The 26,404-nt window shown below is 35.8% G+C and carries 21 protein-coding genes and 4 pseudogenes; 15 read left to right on the top strand and 10 right to left on the bottom strand.

All coding sequences use genetic code 11. The features are described 5' to 3' along the window. Positions 1-237: 237 nt before the first annotated feature. From ACJ5H0_RS07810 to ACJ5H0_RS07790, 5 genes and pseudogenes are all read left to right on the top strand, one after another. Positions 238-1,033 (top strand): annotated as a pseudogene (locus tag ACJ5H0_RS07810) (thymidylate synthase). Next, on the top strand, positions 1,033-1,950 hold the full coding sequence (locus ACJ5H0_RS07805; RefSeq protein ID WP_411248628.1) for a hypothetical protein: 918 nt from the start codon (positions 1,033-1,035) through the stop codon (positions 1,948-1,950). The pseudogene ACJ5H0_RS07810 and the gene ACJ5H0_RS07805 overlap by 1 nt, the downstream one beginning before the upstream one ends. Positions 1,951-2,008: 58 nt before the next feature. Further along, positions 2,009-3,328, top strand: coding sequence for a serine hydrolase domain-containing protein (locus ACJ5H0_RS07800; protein WP_411248627.1), 1,320 nt, complete (start codon positions 2,009-2,011; stop codon positions 3,326-3,328). Between the two features lie 4 nt (positions 3,329-3,332). Beyond that, positions 3,333-3,560 carry a hypothetical protein gene (locus ACJ5H0_RS07795; protein WP_172279749.1) on the top strand — a complete coding sequence of 76 codons (228 nt, stop codon included), beginning with the start codon at positions 3,333-3,335 and terminating at the stop codon, positions 3,558-3,560. Between the two features lie 2 nt (positions 3,561-3,562). Continuing rightward, a pseudogene (locus tag ACJ5H0_RS07790) lies at positions 3,563-6,074 on the top strand (M1 family metallopeptidase). Positions 6,075-6,159: 85 nt separating this feature from the next. Here ACJ5H0_RS07790 and ACJ5H0_RS07785 read toward each other — a convergent pair. Next, positions 6,160-6,891 (bottom strand): class I SAM-dependent methyltransferase, encoded by a 732-nt coding sequence (locus tag ACJ5H0_RS07785; RefSeq protein ID WP_411248625.1) that lies wholly within the window; start codon positions 6,889-6,891, stop codon positions 6,160-6,162. A gap of 85 nt (positions 6,892-6,976) precedes the next feature. Between ACJ5H0_RS07785 and ACJ5H0_RS07780 the strand changes: the two are divergent. The 4 genes and pseudogenes from ACJ5H0_RS07780 to ACJ5H0_RS07765 all read left to right on the top strand — a co-directional run bounded on the left by ACJ5H0_RS07780 (position 6,977) and on the right by ACJ5H0_RS07765 (position 13,181). Then, positions 6,977-8,306, top strand: a pseudogene (locus ACJ5H0_RS07780) (hydroxymethylglutaryl-CoA synthase family protein). Between the two features lie 427 nt (positions 8,307-8,733). Further along, on the top strand, positions 8,734-11,346 hold the full coding sequence (locus ACJ5H0_RS07775) for a SusC/RagA family TonB-linked outer membrane protein (RefSeq protein ID WP_411248623.1): 2,613 nt from the start codon (positions 8,734-8,736) through the stop codon (positions 11,344-11,346). Continuing rightward, a complete protein-coding gene (locus ACJ5H0_RS07770; RefSeq protein ID WP_411248621.1) occupies positions 11,346-11,633 on the top strand; it encodes a hypothetical protein in 288 nt (95 codons plus the stop codon). Before ACJ5H0_RS07775 ends, ACJ5H0_RS07770 begins: the two co-directional genes overlap by 1 nt. 66 nt (positions 11,634-11,699) lie before the next feature. Then, the gene (locus ACJ5H0_RS07765) at positions 11,700-13,181 is read left to right on the top strand and encodes a RagB/SusD family nutrient uptake outer membrane protein (RefSeq protein ID WP_411248619.1); all 1,482 of its coding nucleotides are present in this window, start codon (positions 11,700-11,702) and stop codon (positions 13,179-13,181) included. A gap of 131 nt (positions 13,182-13,312) precedes the next feature. On the opposite strand, the gene ACJ5H0_RS07760 is transcribed toward ACJ5H0_RS07765, so the two are convergent. Genes ACJ5H0_RS07760 through ACJ5H0_RS07750 form a run of 3 tightly spaced genes read right to left on the bottom strand, consistent with a single transcriptional unit; the run spans position 13,313 to position 15,203 of the window. Next, positions 13,313-14,251 carry an alpha/beta hydrolase gene (locus tag ACJ5H0_RS07760; protein ID WP_411248618.1) on the bottom strand — a complete coding sequence of 313 codons (939 nt, stop codon included), beginning with the start codon at positions 14,249-14,251 and terminating at the stop codon, positions 13,313-13,315. A 27-nt stretch (positions 14,252-14,278) separates the two neighbouring features. Next, the gene (locus ACJ5H0_RS07755) at positions 14,279-14,491 is read right to left on the bottom strand and encodes a helix-turn-helix transcriptional regulator (RefSeq protein ID WP_411248616.1); all 213 of its coding nucleotides are present in this window, start codon (positions 14,489-14,491) and stop codon (positions 14,279-14,281) included. 46 nt (positions 14,492-14,537) lie between these two features. After that, positions 14,538-15,203, bottom strand: coding sequence for an AraC family transcriptional regulator (locus tag ACJ5H0_RS07750; protein ID WP_411248614.1), 666 nt, complete (start codon positions 15,201-15,203; stop codon positions 14,538-14,540). A gap of 177 nt (positions 15,204-15,380) precedes the next feature. Here ACJ5H0_RS07750 and ACJ5H0_RS07745 point away from each other — a divergent pair, with 177 nt between their 5' ends. Both ACJ5H0_RS07745 and ACJ5H0_RS07740 read left to right on the top strand, forming a co-directional pair. Further along, positions 15,381-16,910, top strand: coding sequence for an aldehyde dehydrogenase family protein (locus ACJ5H0_RS07745; RefSeq protein WP_411248612.1), 1,530 nt, complete (start codon positions 15,381-15,383; stop codon positions 16,908-16,910). A gap of 292 nt (positions 16,911-17,202) precedes the next feature. Then, entirely contained in the window at positions 17,203-17,586 is a 384-nt protein-coding gene (locus tag ACJ5H0_RS07740) for a DUF779 domain-containing protein (RefSeq protein ID WP_411248610.1), read from the top strand. A gap of 76 nt (positions 17,587-17,662) precedes the next feature. Here the strand turns inward: ACJ5H0_RS07740 and ACJ5H0_RS07735 are convergent. Further along, positions 17,663-18,869: pseudogene (locus ACJ5H0_RS07735) on the bottom strand (dicarboxylate/amino acid:cation symporter). 94 nt (positions 18,870-18,963) lie between these two features. Here ACJ5H0_RS07735 and ACJ5H0_RS07730 point away from each other — a divergent pair. Genes ACJ5H0_RS07730 through ACJ5H0_RS07720 form a run of 3 tightly spaced genes read left to right on the top strand, consistent with a single transcriptional unit; the run spans position 18,964 to position 20,750 of the window. Further along, on the top strand, positions 18,964-19,878 hold the full coding sequence (locus tag ACJ5H0_RS07730; protein ID WP_411248608.1) for a DnaJ C-terminal domain-containing protein: 915 nt from the start codon (positions 18,964-18,966) through the stop codon (positions 19,876-19,878). 3 nt (positions 19,879-19,881) lie between these two features. Then, positions 19,882-20,184 carry a chaperone modulator CbpM gene (locus tag ACJ5H0_RS07725; RefSeq protein ID WP_172279638.1) on the top strand — a complete coding sequence of 101 codons (303 nt, stop codon included), beginning with the start codon at positions 19,882-19,884 and terminating at the stop codon, positions 20,182-20,184. Between the two features lie 41 nt (positions 20,185-20,225). Further along, positions 20,226-20,750 carry a hypothetical protein gene (locus ACJ5H0_RS07720; RefSeq protein WP_411248605.1) on the top strand — a complete coding sequence of 175 codons (525 nt, stop codon included), beginning with the start codon at positions 20,226-20,228 and terminating at the stop codon, positions 20,748-20,750. Between the two features lie 40 nt (positions 20,751-20,790). On the opposite strand, the gene ACJ5H0_RS07715 is transcribed toward ACJ5H0_RS07720, so the two are convergent. Together ACJ5H0_RS07715 and ACJ5H0_RS07710 are read right to left on the bottom strand one after the other, a co-directional pair. Continuing rightward, positions 20,791-21,774: a PLP-dependent cysteine synthase family protein gene (locus ACJ5H0_RS07715; RefSeq protein WP_172279634.1), complete on the bottom strand. Its 984-nt coding sequence runs from the start codon at positions 21,772-21,774 to the stop codon at positions 20,791-20,793. Positions 21,775-21,898: 124 nt separating this feature from the next. Continuing rightward, entirely contained in the window at positions 21,899-23,128 is a 1,230-nt protein-coding gene (locus ACJ5H0_RS07710; RefSeq protein ID WP_172279632.1) for an ABC transporter permease, read from the bottom strand. 4 nt (positions 23,129-23,132) lie between these two features. Here ACJ5H0_RS07710 and ACJ5H0_RS07705 point away from each other — a divergent pair, with 4 nt between their 5' ends. Then, positions 23,133-24,329: an exo-beta-N-acetylmuramidase NamZ family protein gene (locus ACJ5H0_RS07705; protein ID WP_411248599.1), complete on the top strand. Its 1,197-nt coding sequence runs from the start codon at positions 23,133-23,135 to the stop codon at positions 24,327-24,329. Here the strand turns inward: ACJ5H0_RS07705 and ACJ5H0_RS07700 are convergent. Genes ACJ5H0_RS07700 through ACJ5H0_RS07690 form a run of 3 tightly spaced genes read right to left on the bottom strand, consistent with a single transcriptional unit; the run spans position 24,326 to position 26,353 of the window. After that, positions 24,326-24,532, bottom strand: a complete 207-nt coding sequence (locus ACJ5H0_RS07700; RefSeq protein WP_411248596.1) for a hypothetical protein — start codon at positions 24,530-24,532, stop codon at positions 24,326-24,328. The two genes, ACJ5H0_RS07705 and ACJ5H0_RS07700, sit on opposite strands and share 4 nt — an antisense overlap. Before the next feature lie 4 nt (positions 24,533-24,536). Then, positions 24,537-25,169: a DUF3575 domain-containing protein gene (locus tag ACJ5H0_RS07695; protein ID WP_411248593.1), complete on the bottom strand. Its 633-nt coding sequence runs from the start codon at positions 25,167-25,169 to the stop codon at positions 24,537-24,539. A gap of 8 nt (positions 25,170-25,177) precedes the next feature. Then, a complete protein-coding gene (locus tag ACJ5H0_RS07690; RefSeq protein WP_411248590.1) occupies positions 25,178-26,353 on the bottom strand; it encodes a thioredoxin family protein in 1,176 nt (391 codons plus the stop codon). Positions 26,354-26,404: the final 51 nt, after the last annotated feature.

The raw sequence follows: 26,404 nt of genomic DNA, 5'->3' as shown, positions 1-26,404 counted from the left end.
AAAAGAAAAAATTTGGAAAAATCAAATCAGTAGAGGGAAACACAAAGGATGTTGCGGTAGTTATACGTTAATTACTTATTGAATGGCTGAAAATTGAGTTCCTGTCATGAGATCTGGGAATCGTAAGCCGGATAAAAATAAAAGTTAAACAGTGTGAAAAATAAATTCACAACTGTTTTTTTATTAACTTTGACATCTGTTAGAATTTACTAAAAGCACAATAATTAAACTTTCACAATGCAAAACTACTTAGACCTTTTACAGCATATTCTGGATAACGGAACAGATAAAACTGATAGAACAGGAACCGGAACAAGAAGCGTTTTCGGATATCAGCTGAGATATGATTTGTCAAAAGGTTTTCCCTTGGTAACCACCAAGAAAGTGCATTTGAAATCTATAATTTATGAATTGCTTTGGTTCTTAAAAGGAGACACCAATATCCAGTATTTAAAGGATAACGGAGTGAGCATCTGGGATGAATGGGCGGATGAAAACGGAGACTTAGGTCCTGTTTACGGAGCGCAGTGGAGAAGCTGGAGAGGTGCCGATAATAAAGTGGTTGATCAGATCTCAGAAGTGATCGATCAGATCAAAAAAAAATCCTGATTCCAGAAGATTGATCGTTTCTGCGTGGAACGTAGCGGAAATTCCTAATATGGCATTAGCACCTTGCCATGCATTATTTCAATTTTACGTTGCTGACGGGAAATTGTCTTTACAACTATATCAGAGAAGTGCTGATGTATTCCTTGGGGTTCCTTTTAATATTGCAAGCTATGCCCTGTTGTTAATGATGGTGGCTCAGGTATGCGATCTTGAAGTGGGAGATTACGTCCACAGTTTTGGAGATGTCCACATTTATAATAATCATTTCGAACAGGTTCAAAGACAACTTTCGAGAGACCCAAGACCCCTTCCGACAATGAAATTAAATCCTGAAATCAAGGATATTTTCGATTTCAATTTTGAAGATTTTACATTGGAGAATTATGATCCACATCCTGGAATTAAGGCACCTGTGGCGATTTAATGTCCGTTTCTAAGATTTTTATTATCATTATTTCTACGGTTTTTCTTTTTAGTTGTAAGAAAGAGAAAGAGCCTGTTTATTCCGATCTTTTGATAGATACTTGGTATAGTTCTAAAGATGCTATTGTTGATACGTTGCGAGTTCCTCAACATTTAAGAAACATTGTGAAACGCATTTCCAGTATAAATACTTATCAAACTGATGTGCTAGGAAATGGAATGGAGAAACCAGGTAATGCAGAGAATTTCAAAAAGTTAGTTCAGCTGGCTTCAGAAGATGAGCTTCTATCACTCATAAATAATAGAAACAAAACAGTAGCTGTTTATGCATCCGTAGGACTTTTGGAAAGAAGACCAGAGAAGATTGATAAGATATTTTCAAATTTCTTAAATTTAAAAACCACAATTCATACAGAGAATGGTTGTCTGGTAGGAGATCTAAACCCTGCTGAACCTTTGTATCAAAAATATCTTTACTCACTACCTGGTAAGAATAGACAATCTGATCAGTTATTAAAAAAGCTTGATAGCATTATTGTTTTTAATGTAAACTCACCAGAAAGCCTTTTACAGGAAGTGTTTAGATATAAAATTTACCCCAAAAGCTATCGGAAACGTATTGAAACTTTAGCTTTCAAGGATCATAAAATTTCTGCGGCTACCTATCTTAGCCGTTGGCATAAAGGAGATTACAGTGAATTGTTGCAAAAAGAGTTTATTTCGATGATTAAAAATGATACTTTGATAGGTGTCCAAAAGAAAATATATTTAAAAGAATTACTATCATTTAGAAATGCTAGAAACAAAGAATTTATTCTCAATTATCTTAAAAAAGATACTCTTTTCAGAAATGATTTTGAAACCATAAACCAACTGGAATTGAACGATATTTTTTATGATGAATATCCGGTTCGATAAAGGAAGTAATATGTAACAAATTCTTTTGTTTCATGACCTATTATGAAATGTCATTAGTATGTTAAAAAAGATATTTCTTTGCGTTTCCATCGGAGTTTTCAGTTTCAGTTTTGCCCAGAATATTGATAAGGAAAAACTGGACAATTATTTTAAAGCCCTGGATAGCGAGCACAAGGTGATGGGAAGTTTTGCCATTGCAGATCACGGAAAAATAATTTATTCCAATGCGATTGGATTTTCTGATGTTGAAGCTAAGAAAAAAGCAGATCTTAATACGGTTTACAGGATAGGTTCCATAACAAAGACTTTTACAGCCGTTTTGATCATGAAGGCGGTAGAAGATAAAAAGCTAACACTGGACACTTCATTAAGTCAATTCTTTCCTCAAATAAAGAACGCTGAGAAGATCAAAGTAGAAAATCTTTTAAATCATAGAAGCGGGATTCATAATTTCACTGATGATGCCTTGTATGCATCCTACTATTTACAACCTGTTTCCAAGGAAAAGCTTATCGATATTATTCAAGAGGCAGGCTCAGATTTTGAACCTGGTGTTCAATTCAGTTACAGCAACTCGAATTATTCTTTGCTGGGTTTTATTCTGGAAAAAGTTTATAAAAAGTCTTACGCAAAGCTTATTGAAGAGTTTATAGCAAAACCTTTACAACTAAAATATACAAAAGCAGGAGGAAAGATAGAATCTTTAGAAAATATGGCCCATTCGTACACTTATGAAAATGGGAATTATGTAAGAAGTGCCGAAACAGATATGTCTGTTCCCTTGGGCGCAGGAAATTTGGTTTCTACCCCTTCAGAATTGATTATTTTTATAAATGCACTGGCTTCAGGAAAATTGATTTCCAGAGAAAGTTTAGATAAAATGCGTAATTTTAAAGACCATTATGGTTTTGGCCTGGCTGAAGTTCCTTTTATGGGAAAAACAGGTTTTGGGCATAACGGAGGAATAGATCATTTTACCTCTATATTGTATTACTTCCCTGATGGCGAGAAAACTTTTGCTATGATCAGTAATCAAAGTAATTTTGACAATAATAATATTTCGATCACCGCTTTAAGTGCAGCTTATGGAAAAAGCTTTGAAATTCCGAATTTTAATGTAGTGAATCTTCCGGAAAGTGAGCTTCAAAAATTTACCGGAACATACGCGACGGCACAAATGCCGATGAAAATTACCATTTTCATTAAAGAAAAAGTATTAATGGCCCAGGCAACGGGACAGGGTGCTTTTCCTTTAGAAGCAACTTCTCAAACAAGTTTTAAGTTTGATGCTGCGGGAATTGTTATTGATTTTGATGTTACAAAAAGGCAGCTTCTAATTTTGCAGGGAGGTAATAAAGTGAAATTTATTAAAGAATAATATAATGAAATATATAAAAATAAATACGGATCAAAAAGCAGATCTCGAAATGCTACGGAATGCCATTCTCCAATTAAAAGGAGTGAATTCTGCTGAAATTATTGATGAAGAAAATCCTGAAAGCGAGTTGAAGAAAGCTTTTGCAAAAACAAAGGAACAACTTAAAAAAGGTGATTATGAAACATTAGTCAATGACATTTTTGAGATTTTAACTAAAAATAATTCTAAGTAATAATGAAAAAAGCCATTTTATCGATTGCGGTACTAGCGATTTTCTTTTCTGCAAACGTATCAGCACAAACTGAAACTTCAGGGAGAGAAAAAGTCTACAGGGCCACACACACTAAAGTAACAGAACTAAAGCATACCAAACTTAAAGTCAATTTTGACTACCAGAAAGAACAGATGAACGGAGAGGAGTTGCTTACCGCTTCACCGTATTTTTATCCTACCAATCAGCTGGTTCTTGATGCGAAAAGTATGCTGATCCATGAAGTTGCTTTAGATAACAATGGTAAGAAATCTCCTTTAAAGTATGAATATAAAGACGATGTGTTAACCATTACTTTGGATAAAACATATCAGAAAGATCAGGATTACACAGTGTACATCAAATACACTTCCCGCCCAAATGAAGTGAAACAAGAAGGAAGTGCTGCCATCAATGATGCAAAAGGTTTATATTTCATTAATGCTCAGGGCAAAGATCCGGATAAACCAACCCAAATCTGGACACAGGGTGAAACCGAATCTTCTTCTGCCTGGTTTCCAACCATTGATAAACCGAATCAAAAGACAACGCAGGAAATTTATATGACGGTTCCTGAAAAATATGTGACTCTTTCTAATGGATTATTAAAAGATTCCCAGAAAGAAGCGAATGGACTGAGGACAGATCATTGGGTCATGGATAAAAGACATTCAACTTATCTGTTTTTTATGGGAGTGGGGGATTATGCGATCGTGAAAGATAAATGGAAGAATATTCCGGTGGATTATTATATTGAAAAAGAATATGAACCTTATGCAAAGCAGATCTATGGAAACACTCCTGAAATGATCGAATTTTTCTCAAAGAAAATGGGTTACGATTATCCTTGGGCAAAATATGCACAGATATCCGGAAGGGATTATGTAAGTGGGGCTATGGAAAATACGACAGCAACACTGCATGGAAGTGATATTTTACAGAAACCGGGACAATTAATTGACGAAAATAAATGGGAAGATACAATTGCTCACGAATTATTCCACCACTGGTTTGGGGATCTTGTAACTGCGGAAAGCTGGAGTAATCTTACCGTAAATGAATCATTTGCCAATTATTCGGAATACTTATGGAACGAATATAAATATGGTAAAGATCAGGCGGACTATCATCAGATGAGCGATGTGAATATGTACATTCATAATCCGGCTGATTTTAATAAAAACCTGGTTCGTTTTAATTATGATTCCCGTGAAGATGTTTTTGATTTGGTAACTTATCAGAAAGGGGGTGGCATCCTTCATATGTTGAGGAACTATCTTGGGGACGACGCATTCTTTGCCGGAATGAATGATTATCTGAAAACGAATGAATACAAAAACGGAGAGGCTCATCAGCTACGACTTTCTTTTGAAAAGGTTTCCGGAAAGGATCTGAATTGGTTCTTCAATCAATGGTATTTTGGCAGCGGGCATCCCAAATTGAGTTATTCTTATACTTTTGAACCTGTTAAAAAACAGATCAGCCTGGTGATCAGTCAAAGCCAGGAACAGCCTTTTCAGTTTCCATTGGCAATAGATGTTTATGAAAACGGAAAACCGAAAAGATATAATGTGTGGGTAAATGCTGAAGCAAAGAATACATTTAATTTTGATGTTTCAAAAACTCCGGATCTGCTTAATATCAATGCTGACGGAATATTAGTTTCAGAAATTACGGAAACAAAAACTCCTGAACAGAATCTGATACAATTCAATGGGTCCAAAGAGTTTAAGAGCAGATATACAGCGCTAAAAGCCATTAAAGATCAGGTTGGTAAAAACCCTGCAGCTACAAAATTATTGTCTGCTGCTTTGAAAGACCCTTATTTCAGAGTAAGAATGAAAGCCTTGGAACTGATGGATCTTTCGAACCCTGAGCAAGCAAAAGCTTTGGCTGCTGACGTTGAAAAACTAGCAACAAATGACCCTAAAACATTAGTTCAGGGTGCTGCGGTTGCTGCTTTAGCAAAAACAAAAGATAAAAAGTATCTTCCGGTCTTTGAAAAAGGAGTGGGGGCTGTTTCTAATTCTGTACGCGGTAATTCCCTGTCAGCTATACTTACTGTTGATCCTTCCAAGGCCAGTACATTAGCGGATAAAATCGATTTAAAAGGAGCTTCTGATGAGCTTCTGGCACAATTATTACCCATTGTCGTAAAGAATAAGGTTTCCTCCCAAATGGCCAATATAGCTCCTATTGCGGCATTTTATCCATTCATTAAATTCCAGAATCCTGAATTAGGAAAATCTGCAGAAGAAGGTTTCAATTGGATCATGACCTCCGACAATATTGCGGCAACACAAAGCATTACCAAGTTGCTGGCGCAGGCAAAAGGCCAGGTCGCTCAGAATCCTCAGGCTAAAATGATGATCTCTCAAATGTTGAAAGATGGTCTTAGTAAAAAAAATGGAACTTTTAAAACAAAACCCACAAAATGCTGCAAGCATTAATAAACAAATCGATGCCTTGAATAAAAGTATAGAGGATTACAAATAATCAAATAAGGGCTGCTCAGTATGAGCAGCCCTTTTATATTTTCTATCCGGACCAGAAAAAATATCCTGGTTTTCACGAATTTTATCTATTTAGTACAGAAGATAATGGTTTCCTGATCAGAAAAGCCCCAATAGCTATCCTTTTCATAAGTTTTTATCTCTGCCTGAAATCCGGAATCTTTTAATCGCTGAACCAATCCATTAACGGAATAGATTCGTACATGGTCTTTCTGGCCGAAGTGTTGAAGTCTTTCTTCTGATGTTTTAACTTCAGGGTTTTCGTAGATGTCACCTTCTTTAAACGGAGTCTGAATTAAAAGTGTTTTACCTGTTTTTAAAACCCTGTATAATTCTTTCATTGCAGCACCATCATTTTCAATATGCTCAAGAATGTGATAGCATATAATAAGGTCAAATTTTTCGGATTCAATATCGATTTTGGTTATATCAAAATGATAATCTGCTAAAAATTCATTTTCATAATCTGTTGGAAAATAATCAATGCCCTTTTTATGTTTTAATGCACGGAAGATCGCTCTTGAAGGCGAAAAATCTAGAATGGCAAATCCTTCTTTCAGATAATTTTCAGTCAGGATTTTATACAGCCTTCGTGATCTTGGTAAGCTTCCGCAAACAGGACATAATAGATTTCCGTTTTCTAATCTTACAAACTCTTTAAGTTTGGAACGGCAGATATTGCATTCATGATCCTTTCCCTTGTAAAGGGGATACAAAGCTTTTCTGAAAAATATTTCGTTTTCAAAAAGAAATTTTTGAGGCAGTATTTTTTTTACAATATTTTTTGCAATAGCGTACATCGGAATGCAAAGTAATAATATTAATCTGAAAATTAGGGGTGTTGTTATCAATAATTTCTAAATTTGCCTTTTATAATTTTACTGTATGACTTTTGGAATAGAGGCAGCTAGCTATCATGTGCCTTCTTTGTATTTGGAAATTAAAGATTTAGCTGAGGTAAGGGGAATTGATCCTGCGAAATTAGAAAAGGGCTTAGGTTTACATAAAATGGGCTTTCCTGATGTCCATGAAGATGCAGCTACTTTTGCTGCTGAAGCGTTACTTAAACTGATAAAAGACTATAACATCAATCCTAAGGATATTGCAAGAATTTATCTTGGAACTGAAAGTGCTTTGGATGCCGCAAAACCAACAGCATCTTATGCTATGCAGATGGTGGAAAAAGTGCTAGAGGAAAAATATGGAGAACGATGTTTTAGAAATTGTGATGTTGTGGACATGACCTTTGCTTGTGTAGGAGCTGTCGATGCATTACATAATTCACTGGATTTTGTGAGGGTAAACCCTGAAAAAAAAAGCAATTGTCATAGCGAGTGATTATGCAAAATACGAGCTGGCTTCATCGGGTGAATATACACAAGGAGGAGGAGCTGTTGCCCTATTGGTCTCTTCCCAACCCAACCTTTTGGAGATTGAGAATCAATGGGGTGTAGCAACCGAAAGTGTTTTTGATTTTTTCAAACCCCGACGTCACTACAAAAAAGAAGATCTGAAAGATGCTCCGGACTCTTTTTCTGATAAGATAGAGGTTTTTACGGATGAGCCGGTTTTTGACGGACAATATTCTAACCAATGTTATCAGGATCGAATCAGAGAAGCTTATGATCATTATAAAGAAATCAGTGGTAAGGATAAGCCTTATGAAGACTGGAGATATCTGATTTTCCATCTGCCTTATGCCTTCCATGGAAAGAGGGTGTTCACAGAGATTTATAGCCTGGAAAATGGATTGAGCTACGAAACCCCCGAAGAACAAAAAACAGTGGCTAAATCTGAAGGATATCTGCAATTTATTAATAATAAAATAGAAAGAACCCAAAGGGCATCTTCTGAAATAGGAAATATGTATACTGCTTCCATATTTATGGCTTTGCTTTCCGCATTACAGATATCATACAATGAAAATGAAGAATTAGAGGGCAAGGAAATAGGATTTTTAGGCTATGGAAGTGGGTCGAAATCCAAGGTATTTGCCGCTAAGATTTCCGGAAACTGGAAGAATGTTGTTTCTCAATGGAATTTATTTGACAACCTAAAGAAAAGGATACCTGTTAATTTTGAAACGTATGAAAAATTACACAGAAAGCAACTGGACCAATCTGTTAATGAAAATTATGCAGGATTCGGATTGCAATCGATAGAGCTTGAAAATCCATTGCTAAAAGGAGCAAGATACTATTCATATCAGAAATAAAATAGGAGTAAATTAAAAAGCGGATTCATGAAAAACATCTCTTTATGGGATGTTTTTTTTGTTACCTGCATAAATTGGTGAAAAAGAAGGGGTGTTATAGGTGTTAAATTACTTTAATATACCTAAAGTAGTCTTTATTTTATTTAATATTTTAAAATTTTAAGTTTATTTATTTAATATTATTTGATTCCTTTCTTAATAGTTGTGAAGTTTTTATTTGTCTTATTGGTGTTTATTTTTTTTACTTAAATATTAATTTGTTAAAAAAAATATAAAGCTTATAAAGAGTTTAAAGATTATAATATTAGTTTTTTTTGGCGACAAAAGTGATTTTTTTTATTTGTAATTCACTGTTTATCAGTGTTTTAATTTTGTTAATGTTAATTTTTATTAACATATTTACAGCCATAATACTAAATAAAAGAACATGAATGTAAAATTATGCATGATAACAACTGCTGTTTTATTTTTTACGGGACAAGTTGTACATGCTCAAAAGGTGTTAAAAGATACAGCCACAAAAGAGCAAAAAATAGAAGAGGTAGTGATGGTTGGATATGGAACACAAAAGAAGAGTGAGGTAACGGCAGCAGTATCTCAGGTGAAAGCTGATGATATGGCGGGCTTAGTTACTGCCAGTTTTGAGTCTCAATTGGCCGGAAGGGCAGCAGGGGTCAGTGTAACCACTAACTCGGGGATGGTAGGACAAGCACCTGCTATCAATATTCGGGGAATCAATTCTCTCAACTCAGGAACTTATCCTTTGGTTGTAGTTGATGGAATGCCCATTTTTACAGGAGATACGGGAGGTTATGCTCCAAGTAATGCATTGGGTGATATTAACCCTGCAGATATAGAAAGTATTGAGATTTTAAAAGATGGGGCTGCAGCAGCTATTTATGGTTCTAGAGCTGCTAACGGGGTAATGATTATTACTACAAAAAAAGGAAAAAAGGGAAGGTTTCAGCTAGACTACAATACATATACTGGAATTGCTCAAGTCGTAAAACAATTTGATTTACTTCAAACACCGGAATTTTTAACAATCTCCAATGAGAAAAGGACAAATGCGGGGAGATCACCTTGGGCTTTTGGTTCACAATACAATACAGACTGGCAAAGAGCTGTGTTGAGATCAGCAACGCAAACGGATCATAATATTTCTCTTCAGGGAGGCTTAGGCAAAGGTTCGTATTTTGGATCTGTAGGCTATACAAAGCAAGACGGAATCATTTTAAGCAATGGAATGGAGCGATTTACCGCTCGTTTTAACATCAATCAGGAGGTAAATGATTGGTTGAAAGTAGGAGCAAATATTGGAGTAACGCGAACAGAATATGATGCTCTTAATTCTGGAGTGAATTCCCTTTCTGGTGCAATGGCTAATTCGTTAAGACAATTGCCTAATACTCCTATATACAGAGAAGGAGGACCATTCGGGTACAATATTGATGTGGTAGGGACTAATACTATTACAGGTAAAGGAGAAAATACAGAATATGTTGCCAATAACCTTCCGAATATTGTGTATATAATGAATACCAATAGATTACAGTCCAGAGTGCTAAGAGTACTGGGAGATGTTTTTGGTGAAGTGAAAATTTTACCATTTCTAACCTATAAGCTTCAGATGAGCATAGATCGTTCTCAAAATGAAGGCTTATTGTATTGGAATGCATTTCATGGTGATGGAAGAGGGAGTAACGGAAGAATCCAAAACAACAATACGACCTTGGAAAGGTATAATATCCAAAATATATTAAACTTTAACAAGAGCTTTGGAGATCATAAGGTAGGGGTTACATTGGTGAACGAATACCAAAAGGAAAATCAAAATACGTTTTTTGGAGGAGGAACTGATTTAGGAGATTCTTATTTTAGTACCAATGTAGTGACGGGAACTTATGGAACTCCTCTTTCTGGAGGGGGAAGGACAGAGTTTGCTTTAATATCCTATTTAGCAAGATTTAATTATGACTTTGGGAAAAGGTATTTCTTTCAGGGAGTTATAAGAAGAGACGAGCTGTCATCTCTTCCTAGAGGAGGAAGGGTTGGGTACTTTCCCGGAGCTTCATTAGGATGGAATGTTAGTAATGAAAGCTTTTTCGAAAAAGCGAGAATGTACGTTAACGAATTAAAGCTAAGGGCATCTTATGGTAGAGTTGGAAATAGTAATATTGGAAACTATCCTTATATGTCATTGTATGGACCAGCTAGGTATGGGGACGCTAATGGATTAGGATATTCTCAAATGGGAATTAATACTTTAAGGTGGGAACGAAGTGAGAAGATGGATTATGGGATGGATTTGAGTTTTTTTAAAAATAAGCTGAAAGTAACGGTAGATTATTTTGTGAATAATATTGATGAAATGATCCAACAGGTTCCTGTAGATCCATCTTTAGGGGTTCCAGATAATCAATACAGTTCAAACATTGGAGTTGCAAAAAATAAAGGATGGGAGTTTTCAGTGAATTATACCCCTATCAAGAGGGAAAATTTTGAAGTCAATATAGGAGCTAATCTTTCATTGATTAATAATACCATTTCAACATTATACAAAGGAGCAGATATCTTCCCGGGAAATGCTGACTGGAGCAATGTGGATCGCTTCTACAGAGTTCATAGAGAAGGATATTCTATGAATCAATTATATGGTATAAAATACTGGGGTACCAATTCTGCCAATGGAAACCCTGTTTATTACAAACTAGACGGGTCTTTGGTACAATACAATTTAAATACGAGAAGGTATAATACATTTAACCCGAATAACCCAGGTGATGTTTCTCAGGCGGGAAGTGCTCCGGAAAATCAATTATTAGGAAATACCATTCCAAAATATTTCGGTGCTTTCAATATATCTGTAAAATATCACAATTTTGATTTGGGAACATTGGTAAGGTTTAGCGGAGGTAATTACATTATGAATATTACCCGAAGAGAACTCTTGAGCCAGAACTTTGTGAACACTCTACAGAAATACTTGGAAGATGGCAAAGTCCGGAAAATCCAGGAGATGGATGGACTCCAAGATTGATGGCGGGTAATGATCCTGGGGTTAATGGCCCGGCAGTTTCAAATAGCCGATTTATAGAGAAAGGAGATTTTATTAAGTTTGATAATCTCACTTTGGGATACAGTTTAGAGCGAGAGTTTTTAAACAAGATTAACATTCAGAAAATGAGACTTTATATTCAGGCACAAAATGCATTTATTATTACAAAATATTCAGGACCAGATCCTGAAATGCAGGTGAATGGGCTGGATTTTAATGGAATTCCAAGACAAAGAGTTTTTTCAATAGGACTAAATGTTACACTTTAATTTTAAATAGAATAATAATGAATGCATTAAAAAAAATATATAGTATTAGCTTCAGCAGGACTGGTTATGGCTTCTTGTCAGCAAGATATTTTAGATACTACTTCCTTTAATAACCCTAATCCTGAATTGGCATTTACTTCTCCTGAATTGGTTCAACTAGCGGTAAATGGAGTGTACAATGCCGCACAAATTGGAAATTTTAACGGTACACCAAGGGGGTATGTTTTTGGAGCGGCTTACTTTCAACAAAATGAGGCAAGAGGGGAAGATGTAGTCAATACGCAGGCATTTTATCAATTAACGTATGAATCTAATTATGATGCGACTACTGCCAATAATGTATATTATTGGGTTGATGCTTACCGATTGATTAATAGAGCTAATCTTGTTAATGAGGGGATTGACAGAGCGGTCAGCAATAATGTTATATCTCAAGCTCAGGGAAATGAATACAAAGGAGAAGTATTGTTTTTCAGAGCATTAGCTCATTTTGAGCTTTTAAAACATTTTTCAAGACCTTATCATTTGGATAATGGCGCTTCTATGGGGGTGCCATACAGGACATTAGGAGTTGATACTGAAGCTACCATTGAACAAGCAATGCAGGTGGGCCGAGAGACTGTCGCTGAGGACTATCAACGATTGTTGACAGATCTGAATTTTGCAGAAAGTAGTCTTCCTACCAATGTTCAAAGACAAGGAATTAATAGAATAGGCAAAATCACGAAAGGGGCGGCTATTGCAATTAAAATAAGAGCCTATTTGAATATGAGAAACTGGAATGGAGTGATCGCAGAATATAATAAGCTTACTTCTATGTATACTTTAGAAGCTAATCCTGCAGCAGTATTCAATAATAACCTGGCAAATACAGAGTCTATTTTTTCAATTATTAATACCGCAAATAATAATCCAGGGGTGAATGGAGCATTGGCAGCCCAGTTTAATAACAGAGCATTGATCGCGATCAGTCCTATTTTATGGAATGATCCTCTTTGGCTGGGAAATGATAAACGGAGGGATATTACGGCTGTCGTTTCTGGTGCCAGATTTACCCGAAAATATACGGATATTGTTAATTATACAGATGCGGCACCGATTGTCCGGTTTTCTGAAATGAAATTGGCGGCTGCAGAAGCTTATGCCAGAACGAACAATTTATCCAATGCATTAACGCTCCTTAATGAGGTTCGAAATAGATCATTGGCAAATCCTGATACACAAGCCTATACGCTTGCTTCGTTTCCTGATAAAGAGAAGATGGTAAAAGGGATTTTAATGGAAAGAAGAATCGAGTTGAGTTGTGAAGGAGTTCGTTGGGGAGATATCCATCGGTTAATTAATGATGATATTGCTCCTACTCAAGGGATTCCGGCAAAAGTGCCTAATGGATTCCCGGCAGCGACAAGCTATACTGTAGGAATTCCTTATTCCGGAAATCTGATTAATGGTATTGCTTATACTGATTATAGGTTTTTATGGCCCATACCGCTTATGACAACTAGTGTTAACCCGCTTCTTGCCAGCCAACAAAATCCAGGGTGGTAAGTAAGGTACTTAAAAGTAAAAAAAGAGACTATCCAGAAGATAGTCTCTTTTTTTTATAAATATTTGGATTTATTAATTCTTCCGAAATAAAAAATCGAATCTCTTTTTTAATATTTGTTATATATCATAATCTATTTATTTGCTTTCAAAAGCCACTCCCTAAAAATCCCCGGCCACGCCTCAACCTCACTTCCTTTCTTTCCCAATCCCCAACCATGTCCTCCATTCTTAAACAAATGCATTTCAACAGGAACATTCACCTTCTTTAATGCATCATCCATTAATATACTATTCTCCACAGGAGAAATAGGATCATCAATTGCTTGTGCTAAAAAAGTTGGTGGTGTTTGACTATTCACCTGCCTTTCCACAGAGAATTCTATTTCCTCGGAAGTTGATGGATTTTTCCCAAGAATACTCTTAAAAGCATGGGTTTTATTATTCGGGGGAAGCATTGAAATAACCGGATAAATCAATCCTACAAAATCGGGTCTTGCAGATAGAGAATCTATATCGTCGACGGGTTTATAAAACATCTTATTAGGTTGCGTGGCAATCATTCCGGCTAAATGTCCACCGGCTGAGAACCCTAAGATGCCAATTTTATGAGGATCTATACCATAATTTTTGGCTGAACTTCTGATTATTCGCATAGCTCTTTGTGCATCTTCAAAAGGAACATTGGTCGTCTTCCAACCTTCTTGTGGCAATCTATAAATAAGTTCAAAGGCAGTTACTCCTTCTGATGCTAACCAATTCGCAGTTGGTGTACTTTCTTTTCCTAATTCTATGTGAGCATATCCGCCACCACTAATGACTAAAATGGCTATACCATTTGGTTTTTTAGGTCGATGAATAATTAACCTTGGATCAGAAACATGAGTGACAGACCCTTTATTAGTTATCATTTCTGCGTTTATACTACCTAGTTGATCAGGCATATTGCTTTTTGCCCATAAGGAAATTTGCTCCAGATCGGATGAAATCTCAAACTTGTTTGTAGAAGTTTGGGAATTGTATTTACTACTTGAGAAAAGTAATATGGTCGCGAAGGCGAATAGTCGTTTCATGTCATATTTCTAAAAGAAATAAGATTTTTATTCAAAGAATATAACCTTATTCTGATAAGTCTTTGGTGTTACTCCCACAAGTTGTTTGAATACTCTTGTAAAATAATTTGTATCTGAAAAACCTGTTTGATAAGCGGTTTCTTTAATGCTATTCTGAGTAGCCAATAATTCTTTAGCCCGGTTGATTCGCTCTTGTAAAATGAAATCATTGGGTGAAGTACCTAGTTCATCTTTAAACATTTTAAAGAAATTTGATTTGCTGACATAAGCAAGTTTAGCAATGCTGTCAATGGAAAGTTTCTGATGAAGATTTTTTTTTGATATAATCGACGGCAAAACCTATTCTCGATTTATTTTTTGCAATATTCTTCTCTACCATACCTCTGGCCTGGGTCTGCATCAATCTTATCAAAAGTTCCTTCAGGGCAAAATCAGCCATGATGTCTTTTTGAGAATTATCATCCATAGCGATCCTCATGATATTGTTGGTAGCGGAAGCCAGAGATTTATTATTGAATAGAAAATACTCATCCAGCTGAATATTCCATTGAGAAGTTTCATCCACCTTTGGTAATGTGTAATTTAAATGGTTAAGCGAATCTTCTATAAAATCAGGATTAAGACTTAATGAAATACATTGTGATGGAGTTTCATCAGCCTCAGGAAAATCAATAATCATTGTTTCTCCTGGTGCTACCAGTATGCTCTCTCCTGGAAAATAATCAAAATACCCTGTTTTATTTTCCAGTTTCATATGCTTTTTTCCTCTTAGCATAGCGGTAAATGCAATGGTATCAAAATGAAGTTTTACACCAAAAGCAGTTTCATGGGTTTCATAGATACTGAACTCACAATTGTTGAGATTGAATTTCGTTTGGTTTTCAACAAGGCTCATCAGCTGATTTTCTTTTTTCAGATCAGGAGTATTTAATAAAAACTTATTATCATTCATTTCTATACATTTTTAAAACCCATTCTATCAAATATAAGAAAATATAAAATCGAGGTATTGTTAAAAAAGTATAAAATTCCTGGCGAATACGATTTTGAAGTTTTTTTGTAGGATTATGCTATCTGTTCTTAGTGGGGAAATGTAATTTGGCTTAACAGAAATTAAAAACAATACGATATGAGCACAATAACAGAACAAAAATCAGAAACTGTTCTACAGTGGCCTGATTTCAAAAGTAAATACGATAATTATATTAACGGTCAGTTTACAGCTCCGGTGAACGGACAATATTTTGATGTAATTTCTCCAGTTAACGGAAAAAACTTTACCCAAGCGGCTCATTCCTCCAAGGAAGATTTAGAATTAGCGGTAGACGCGGCTCACAAGGCATTTCAAACCTGGAAGGATACCTCTTCAACGGAACGAAGTATTATTTTAAATAAGATTGCAGACAGAATAGAGCAGAACCTTGAATATCTGGCAACAGTAGAAACTATCGACAACGGTAAAGCTGTAAGGGAAACCCTTGCTGCAGATTTACCTTTAGCTGTAGATCATTTCAGATATTTCGCTTCTGTAATCCGTGCAGAAGAAGGCTCTCACAATGAATTGGATAAAGATACCGTTTCTCTTATCGTACATGAACCCCTGGGAGTTATCGCACAAATCATTCCATGGAACTTTCCTTTATTAATGGCTATCTGGAAATTGGCCCCTGCTTTGGCAGCTGGAAATTGCGTGGTATTAAAACCGGCAGAAAGTACTCCTGTTTCTATCATGGTTTTAATGGAAATAATCGGTGATTTGCTACCTGCCGGGGTAGTGAATATCGTAAACGGTTTCGGGGCAGAGCTTGGCCGGGCTTTGGTAACCAATCCTAAAGTTTCAAAAGCAGCTTTCACAGGCTCTACAGCTACAGGACGTCTGGTGATGCAGTATGCAACTGAAAATATCATTCCAGTTACCCTGGAACTTGGAGGAAAATCTCCGAATGTTTTCTTCAGCTCTGTAATGGATGCAGATGATGAGTTTTTGGATAAAGCTATTGAAGGTGCTGTTCTTTTTGCTCTTAATCAGGGAGAGATTTGTACTTGCCCTTCAAGGTTACTGGTCCAGGAAGATATTGCTGATGCTTTTATTGCAAAAGTAATTGAACGGGTAAAAGCGATTAAAGTGGGAAATCCTTTAGATAAAACCGTAATGATGGGTGCCCAGGCTTCTCAGATTCAGAAAGATAAAATTTTGTCCTATATCAAATTAGGGAAAGAAGAAGGTGCTGAAGTTCTTGTGGGTGGTGATGTAAATAATGTCGGGGAAGGTTTAGAAGATGGATACTACATTCAACCCACAATTTTTAAAGGTAATAATAGAATGAGGATTTTCCAGGAAGAAATTTTCGGGCCTGTTTTAGCTTTTACCACTTTTAAAGATGAGGAAGAAGCAATAAAGATTGCTAATGATACGATTTATGGTCTTGGTGCAGGAGTATGGACAAGAGATGCACATCAATTGTATAATGTGCCCCGTAAGATCCAGGCAGGAAGAGTATGGGTCAATCAGTATCATTCTTATCCTGCAGGAGCACCTTTTGGAGGATACAAACAATCCGGAATTGGAAGGGAGAATCATAAAATGATGCTGGACCATTATCGTCAGACTAAAAATATGTTGATCTCTTACAACAAAAACAAATTAGGGTTCTTTTAATTTTTTTTTAACATCAGGGCATGTCCGTTTGTTCCGTTATTTAAGCGGAGCAAAACGGCCGGCCTAATCTGATACTATCATGTTTCGATCCATTCCATAAGGCTCACTATTAATAAACTTATGAGGGAGAATTTTTTCGCCATCCTATGATTAATACTTAAGTTTAGGTAACCTGACATTTTTGTCAGGTTTTTTGAATAATCTAAGAGTAAATGATGATCTTTACTAACAATCTTACATGAAAAATTGGTAGTTTATTGCAGTATAAAAATCAACTTAAAAACCTACAGAAATGGAACCCCAAATATCCAGGTTATCTGCTACGGAAAAAGCGCTTGAAGTTATCTGGCAGCTAGAAGAAAAATATGGAGACCTGATGTTTTATCAGGCAGGCGGTTGTTGTGAAGGTACTCAGCCTCAATGTTTTGAAAAAGGAGGATTTTTTCCAAGAATGAATGATGCTATGATAGGTACGATTAACAGACATGAATTTTGGATCGATCGCGATTTGTTTGAGTATTGGAAATATTCTCACTTCACATTAGATGTTGTAGATGGTTTCGGACCAGGTGGTTTTTCTCTGGAAACACCTTTAGGAAAAACATTTAAAGTACATTACAAGCTTTTTACTCCTGAAGAATACAAAAATCTGGAACCGGTAAAACGCAGCGAATAACTCTAGCTGATCTGTAAAATCAGAGAGAGTGATAGAACTAATTTTGAGTATTCCTCTTAAAAATTATAGTAACTTCTCAACCATCTACCTTTATGAACCTGTTTACAAACATGGCGGCCACAACATTTCCTACGGCATTTAGAACGGTAGCTAATGGATCTACCAATGTTCCGATAATCATTACGGCAGGAATCGCTTCATGAGGTAATTTATATACAGAAATCATCAGGAGCTCACCGATATAACCACCGTTAGGTATTCCGCCCTCAACAATACTTACAAATACAGTAATTCCCAAAGCTAAAATCAGGTTGGAAGGCTCAAAAAAAATCTTTTCCGATAATTAGAAATGCGACATAAATCTTGATGATTGAAGATATGGATGATCCGTTTTTATGTAAAGTAGTTCCAATCGGAATAACGAGATTCGCAATAGAACTTGGTATTCCGATCTTCGAAGCTGCTTGCAAATTTGCAGGCATTGTTGCAAAGCTACTGCAGGTACTTAGAGCAGTTAGCGTAGGATAGGGCGCATTCGTCCAGAAATCCTTGACCCCTTTTCGCCCGTTGGCCATGAAGGTATATAGTGTGAAAAATAAAAAGAAATAGATGGTTCCCACGATGTAGTAGATACCTAGTGGCTTTCCGTAAAAACCAAAAAGCTGTGGACCCACAGTAGCAACCTGATAGGCAAAATAAGCCCCGAGTCCGATCGGAGCAAGCTTCATAACCAGTAAAAGCAGCTCTTTCATGACCTCGTATCCTGAAGCAAGGAAAAGTCTGAATGGCTGGCCGGTTTCTCCGGTTTTTCTTGCCGCAAAACCTGTTAAAAAAGCAAATATTAGCAGGGCGAGCATATTCTTTCTGGAAAACAGCTCTATGAATTCACCAACTGTAAAGAAACTTACAATCCTGTTTCCCCAGGTTTCATTGTCATTACCTTCAGAAATGATCTGTGAACTTCCTGAAATAGGAGACATAGGAAAAAGATAAACAGCAATAATGGTAAAAACAGCTGCTGTTAATATAAAAAATAGAAAGGTAAACGACATCATCGCAATGATCTTTCCAAATTTTGATTGTTGCTCTAAAGATGCTATAGAATTAGACACAGCAAAAAATACCAATGGAACAACGCTGACAAAAAGTAAATTAAGGAAAATGTCTCCAAGCGGTTTTATATAGCCTACAAAATCGGGAGCAGTGATCCCGATAATACTTCCAACTATGATTCCCAAGAGTAAAAATAAAATTCCAGAGTAGTTTTTAAATACTTCTTTCATGTATTGCTTTTTACCAAAGATAGGCTTATTTTTAACATATTATTGTATAATTTTCAGGGTTAAATTTTTTAAATTTGAGTAAATAAACGTTTCTATGGCTTATATAGATTACTATAAAATTCTGGGGGTAGATAAAAAAGCATCGCAGGAAGATATCAAAAAAGCATACCGAAAGCTGGCTCGAAAATTACATCCCGATCTTAATCCCGATGACAAAGAGGCTGAGAGAAAATTCAAGGAACTGAATGAAGCGAATGAGGTTCTCAGTAATCCGGAAAACCGAAGCAAATATGATAAGTACGGAGAAAACTGGAAACATGGTGAGGAATATGAAAAGGCTCAACAGCAACAAAGACAATATCAAAGTCAAGGGCAAGGTTACAGTGGTGGATTCTCCGGTGCAGATTTTGGAGAAGGAGAGGACTTTTCAGATTTTTTCCAGAGTATGTTTGGACAAGGCGGAGGTTTCGGAAGAAGCTCCCGAGGTAGTGCTTCCGGGAAATTTAAAGGACAGGATGTACAGGCTGAGCTTAATTTACATCTTAAAGATGCTGCCAAAACACATCCCCAAACCTTTGAGATTAATGGCAAAAAAGTACGGATTACAATTCCCGCCGGAGTTTATGATGGTCAACAGATCAAATTAAAGGGTCACGGAAACCCCGGTATCAATGGAGGTCCTTCGGGAGATTTGTACATTACATTTAATATCTCACCTGATCCGGATTTTGAGAGGGTAGGAGATGATCTTAAAACGAAAGTTACTATTGATCTTTATACAGCTGTTTTGGGTGGTGATGTAAAAGTAAATACCCTGGACGGAAGCGTTAATTTAAAGGTTAAACCTGAGACTCAAAGTGGATTAACGGTGAGGTTGAAAGGAAAAGGGTTTCCCGTATATAAAAAAGAAGGTCAATTTGGGGACCTGTTCGTAACATATGAAGTGAAGCTGCCAACAAACCTTACTGAGAAACAAAAAGAACTTTTTGAACAACTTAAAAATTCTTAGATCATGGAAGAGAGAATATCACGGGAAGAACTCGTAAAAATATATAATATAGAAATTACTTTCTTTGATGAGCTGGTAGACTGCGGCTTACTTGAGGTACAGACTGAAAATGATGTGCGCTATTTGATGTATGAAGATTTACCTGCTTTTGAAAGATTCACGAATTGGCATTATGATCTGGAAATAAACCTTCCCGGTTTAGAAGTTATTAATGATATGCTTCAGAAAATGACTGATCTTAAACAAAAAAATAGAGACTTACTGGCCAAACTTTCTGCAATAAGTGATCGATATGAGGATATTTAATTTAGTTTTGCAATCTGTAAACAAATTAAATTTTTTATACAATGGGTGACGAGAAAGTGATCAGACTACATGTAAACAGAAAAGATTTTGAAGAGATTTACTTTAAAGGAAACCAGGGAAGTTTGTTTTTCTCGTCGGAGACCAGAAGTAAAACCATTATCACTATTGTTATCGCTCTGATTTTTCTGATTACATTTTCCTTAAAAGAAAATTTAAGTAAAGAAAGCTTTGGAATTCTGTATTTTATAAGTTTTGTTTTTCTTCTTTGTGCTGTATATCTTTCGGTAAGCATCAATAAGGAGTCCAGATGGAAAAAACAGGTCAAAAGATATCTGAAATCACTTGAGAATGCCGGTATTTATGAGATAAGATTCAATAATGAAACTTTCAATGTTAATCTTAATGAGCAGCATGAACTCAGCATGTGGAGTGAATTTGTAACTGCAGAAACCCATGAAGACTATATTTCGATGGAAGGTAAATACAACTATATGTTTCCTGCAAAGTCAATGAGTAAAAAGGATTACACCGTATTGAAACAGGCAATAAAGAAAAATATTAAATAAAAAAATCAGAGCAGATCGCTCTGATTTTTTTATTTGCTTTTTAGTCTAGCCAGCCCATTTCCTTCATCCATTCATCATTGTAGATTTTACCTACATATCTTGAACCATGGTCATGGAGTAAAACAACAATCACGTCATCTTTGGTAAACTGATCTTTCATTTGTACCAATGCTGATATAGCACTTCCTGCTGAATATCCACAGAAAATTCCTTCTTCTTTTGCAAGCTTTCTTGCATAAATGGCACCATCTTTATCCGTTACTTTTTCAAAATGATCGATAACCGACATATCATAGTTTTCAGGAATAATATCTTCTCCGATTCCTTCAGTAATGTAGGTATATGCGTGATCATAGTGAAGTTCACCGGTCTCATGAAATTCTTTTAAAATAGAACCATAAGTATCAACACCAATTACTTTTATATTTTCATTTTTTTCTTTGAAGAACGTTCCACATCCTGTAATGGTACCTCCTGTTCCGGCTCCGACTACAAAATGAGTAAGTTTTCCTTCTGTTTGTTCCCAGATTTCAGGAGCAGTAGATTCATAATGTGCTGCTCGGTTGGATAAATTATCATATTGATTCACATACCATCCGTTTTCAGTTTCTTTAGCTAATCTTTTTGAAACCGAATAATAAGAACGAGGGTCCGTAGGCTTTACATCTGTAGGGCAAACAATAACTTCTGCTCCTACAGCACGTAAAATATCACATTTTTCTTTAGATTGTTTGGAATTGGTTACAAAAATACATTTGTACCCCTTGATGATAGCGGCAAGAGCCAATCCCATTCCTGTATTTCCGGAAGTTCCTTCAATGATTGTTCCGCCCGGTTTTAATCTGCCGTCTTTTTCGGCATCTTCGATCATTTTAACGGCCATTCTGTCTTTTACAGAATTTCCCGGGTTGAAAGTTTCTACTTTGGCTAAAACTAATGCAGGGAAATCCTCGCCCAAAACTTTGTTAAGTTTTACTAATGGAGTATTTCCGATAGTTTCAAGAATATTTTTTGCGTATTTCATACATAATTTATAAGCCTTGCAAAGATACAGCTTTAAAATTATTTATGAAGTTTGGCCACATGTAAAATGAACTATTAACAGATAAAGTATATTACCCCAATTGGGAAGAATAAACAATCTGAAATTAATTGTATTTGATCGCTTTAACCGGTGAAATCTTGCTGATCAGATAACTTGGAACGATCAATGCCAATGCAGAGATAATTAAAATTCCTACAGAAATTGAAATAATAGCAATAGGATTAAGGTCTACGGGAACTGTACTTACATAATAATTTTCAGGATTCAGCTTTATAATCCCAAAAAACTTCTGTAAAAGTAAGAGACCAAGGCCTATAATATTTCCGTATAAAAGCCCCGGAACCATTATTATTAAGGTATAATTAATAAATGTAGCCCTGATCTGGGAATTACTAGCTCCTAAAGTTTTTAAGAGACCGATTGAATTCGTCCTTTCAATAATAAGGATCAAAAGAACCATGATGATATTAATGATTACCACAATAAGCATGATAATAATGATCAATGCAATATTGGTGTCAAAAATACTGATCCAGTCTGTAATCTGTGGGAATTTTTCTGTTGCTTTTTCCGCGTAATTTTTATAGCCGATAAGCTTTTCAATTTCCGGGAAATCACTATCGATATCATTTACATTTTTAAAGAAGATATCCAGTCCACCAATGTCATCCGGTTTCATATCCTGAATTTTTCTCACATGGTTGATTCCACCGATCACAAATTGTTCATCAATCATTTTAATGTCCGTTCGGTAAATTCCCACAACTTCAAATTTTCGATAAATAGGTTTCTGATCCGCCTTTGAAAATATGGTAACAATACTGTCTTTCACTTTTAAATGGAGGTCATTCGCGATCTTTTGTGAAATCGTTACCCCATGGTTATAGCCGACCTCCGTTACTTTGGGTGTTGTGCCGGCAACGAGAAATTTTTTAAAACGGGCACTGTCAAAGTCCTTGCCTACACCTTTGAAAATAATGCCTGCAAAATTATGCTCATTCCGCATAATTCCTGTAACCATAGCATATTTCTGAACACTTTCAACATCCGGAAGTGCTTTTATTTTCTGAATATTTAAACCCTGCTTATCAAGCACAGAAGTATTGTATGAAGAATTGGATCGTGTGGACTTTACGGTAATATGTCCGCTGAAATCTGCCAGTCTTTCTTTAATAGCTTTTTTTGAGCCAAATCCTGTAGATACGGTAATCAATGATACAATGATTCCTAAAGCTACAGAAAGCCTGCCTATGAAGATGATAACCCTTGAAAGATTATTTTTGTTATCTTTGGAAAACGCTATTTTTCTAGAGAAATATAAAGGAAAGTTCAAGCTTATGAATTTAGATTTCAAAATTAAAAATTTACTTCTTATTTGCCTAATTTTTTTAGGAGTATTCAATCAATATTATTCTCAGAATCAAACAAAAGATGGTTTTAAGACCGGTGCCGACCAGCCGGAAGTTTATTTACCGCTGCTAAAGGGAAAAACAATTGGCATTGTTACCAACCAAACGGGTTTGATGAAAGATCGGACTCACCTGGTCGATTTTTTAGTAAAAAACGGGATTAAGATAAAAGCTATTTTTGCTCCCGAGCATGGCTTTAGAGGAAATGCTGATGCTGGTGAAACTGTTAAAAATGGAGTAGACTCAAAAACAGGAGTACCTATTGTTTCTTTATATGGAAGTAATAAGAAGCCGAAACCTGAACAGTTAAAAGGAATTGACATTGTAGTTTTTGATATTCAGGATGTAGGCGTCAGATTCTATACCTATATTTCAACGTTAAGCTACCTTATGGAGGCCGGAGCTGAAAATAATGTTGAGATAATGGTATTGGACAGGCCTAATCCTCACGATGGATATATTGATGGACCTGTTTTAAAAAAGAAATGGGCTAGTTTTGTAGGAATGCATGAAGTTCCGGTTGTCTATGGTTTAACCATTGGTGAGTATGGAAAAATGGTCAACGGTGAAAAATGGCTGAAGAATGGAATGCAGGCAACATATATTTTGGTTCCTATGAAGAATTATCATAAAAAGCTGCGATATGCTATTTCTGATAAGCCATCTCCCAACTTACCTAATGATAAAGCAATAAATTTATATCCGAGTTTATGTTTTTTTGAAGGAACACAGGTTTCTGTGGGAAGAGGTACAGATACTCCCTTTCAGGTATATGGTTCTCCCTGGACAAAAAGTCTTCCTTATCAGTTTACTCCAAAGCCTAATTTCGGGGCAAAAGATCCGTTCCTGAACGGGCAACTATGTTATGGAGAAAATTTATCTGAGTATCCGAATGATTTGAGGGAACTTAGTCTGGAATGGGTGATCAAAGCTTATAAAAATTACAAGAACCCTCAACAGGATTTCTTTCTTAAAAACTTATGGTTCGATACTTTATCCGGAAATGATGAATTAAGAAAACAAATCATTGCCGGTAAATCAATACAAGAAATAAAGGCTTCGTGGAAGTCAGATTTAGAAAAGTTTGAGAAAATCAGATCTAAATACGTGGTGTACGAAAACTAATCGAAATCTTGTGGTGGGTTTTTGTCATTTTTACCTTTATTAAGGATAAAAAGCCCCACTGTTAATCCCATCACTCCTGCTGAAGCGGTCATTATTGCCCTTTGTAATTTGTCTGGGGCATCATTTCCAATGTAATTCATTAAAAAAAGGATAACAAAGGTGATAACCAATATAATAATGTGATTTTTTCCAAATAGTTTCATCGTGTTATTTTATTTTGTAAGAAATCATTATGCCGCCTCTATATGGTAATATTTCACCACTTTTATTAAATCCGGTAGCTACATCATAGCGCTTTCCTGTGGTGCGGTCATAGCCCTTATAAAAATCCTGAGAGGTTCCAACAGTTGCATAAACATCCAGATTCCAGTTTTCTGAAAGCTGAAACTGGTAACCCGCAGTAACTCCAATGATCAGTGAAACTCCTTTTTGATACAGATTGGACTTTTTGTATTTTTCGCCTCTGTCATTGGTGTATGTGCCGGAACCCCAGTAATTCCATTTTTGCAATACAAAAGAAGATGCTGCAAGGTTGGCACCCACATACCAGTGTTTGAAAGCTTCATCAAAATAATATCTACCCTCTAAGGAAACAGAATAATACTGAAATTCATGTCCGGCGAAAGATTTCCATGGAGAAACAAATACATCACCCTGTAAAGTATATTTTTTACTAAGCTGATATTCTAATCCTCCGTTTAGAACTCCTATTGGAAGAAAAAGGGCATTGCCTTTTACGTATAAACTTTTCCCCTTTTCTGTAGCCTGTTCTTGTTCCTGGGCGTTCAAATTTCCTAGTGAAAACAGACTCATAAAACTTACCAACAATTTATATTTCATTCTGAAGTTTATTTGATTTGTTTAAGCAATCCTTCGGCCAAAGTTGCGTCTTTATTGGATTGAACAGCCATATTTTTCGACATTTCAGCATACGTTTTTGCCATATCTTTATTTCCTGTTAAGAAATAGAGCTTTGCCAGAATAAAGGTGTTTTCAGAAGTCTCTCCTCTCATAACAGATTTCTCTGCCCATTCAACCGCTTTCTTTAATGAAGATGTTGTTTTTACATGCTCGGAGAATATCCACGCGGCTTTAAGTAATTGATTAGGCTCAAAGGAATCAGAATTTTTGTAATATGCTAAAGCTGCTTTTTCATATTCAGGAAAATTATTATTTTGTTCATAATAACTAAGTTTAGTCTGATTCAGCTTAATTTCAGCCTCATATTTCCCAACCAGGGGTTCTGCTGTTTTCAGAAAATAGTCATCATTTACCCTCTTATTTTTGTCGTCAATCGATTCGGCTACTACTTTTGATAAAATAAGCTGATGATCAAATTCTTTATAGGTTTCCTCAGGAAGATATTTGATAATTTCTGATTTTCTGGAAGCGAAAATTTTATAATTAGGATCCTCAACGGATTTTAAAAAGAATAAAAGAAATCCAATGTCATCTTTAGACAGTTCTTCAGTTTTCTTTTTATTTTCAAAATATCTTTCAGAGGCTTTTTTTGCAAAATCAAAATCTGAAGTAGAATTTAATTTCATTACGTTGATCAAAAATTCAGGGTCTTTTTCACCCGATGCAAAACGATCTTTTAGGGATCCTTTTTTGTTATTGGGCGAATTGATGTCCTGTGCCATTGTTAAGAAAACACTTTCTTCCATATAACCGAGATTTTGAGAGATCAGCTCCCCATCACCGTTCAGAAACAAGTAAGTCGGATAGGAACGAACTCCGTATTTGGCGGCAATTTCTCTTCCTTCTCCTTTCTCCATATCAAATCTTGCATTTACAAAATTGGCGTTATAGTAATCTCCCACCGATTTCTTTGTAAATACATTTTTCTCCATCAGTTTACAAGGGCCACACCATGAAGCGTAAGCATCAATGAAAACTATTTTGTTTTCTTTCTTAGCTTTGGCAATTAGATCTTTAAAAGGGATATCCTGAAACTGGATGGATTCCTGCGCAAAAAGAATTACAGTGAAAAAAACAAATAATCCGGAGATAATCTTCTTCATTCGATTAAAATTTGTAGGCGAAGATAGTTAATTTTCAAGAGATAGATTGAA

It is taken from the genome of Chryseobacterium proteolyticum (assembly GCF_046591535.1).
Taxonomy (GTDB): Bacteria; Bacteroidota; Bacteroidia; order Flavobacteriales; family Weeksellaceae; genus Chryseobacterium; species Chryseobacterium proteolyticum.
This window is presented reverse-complemented; position numbering and strand designations above follow the sequence as displayed.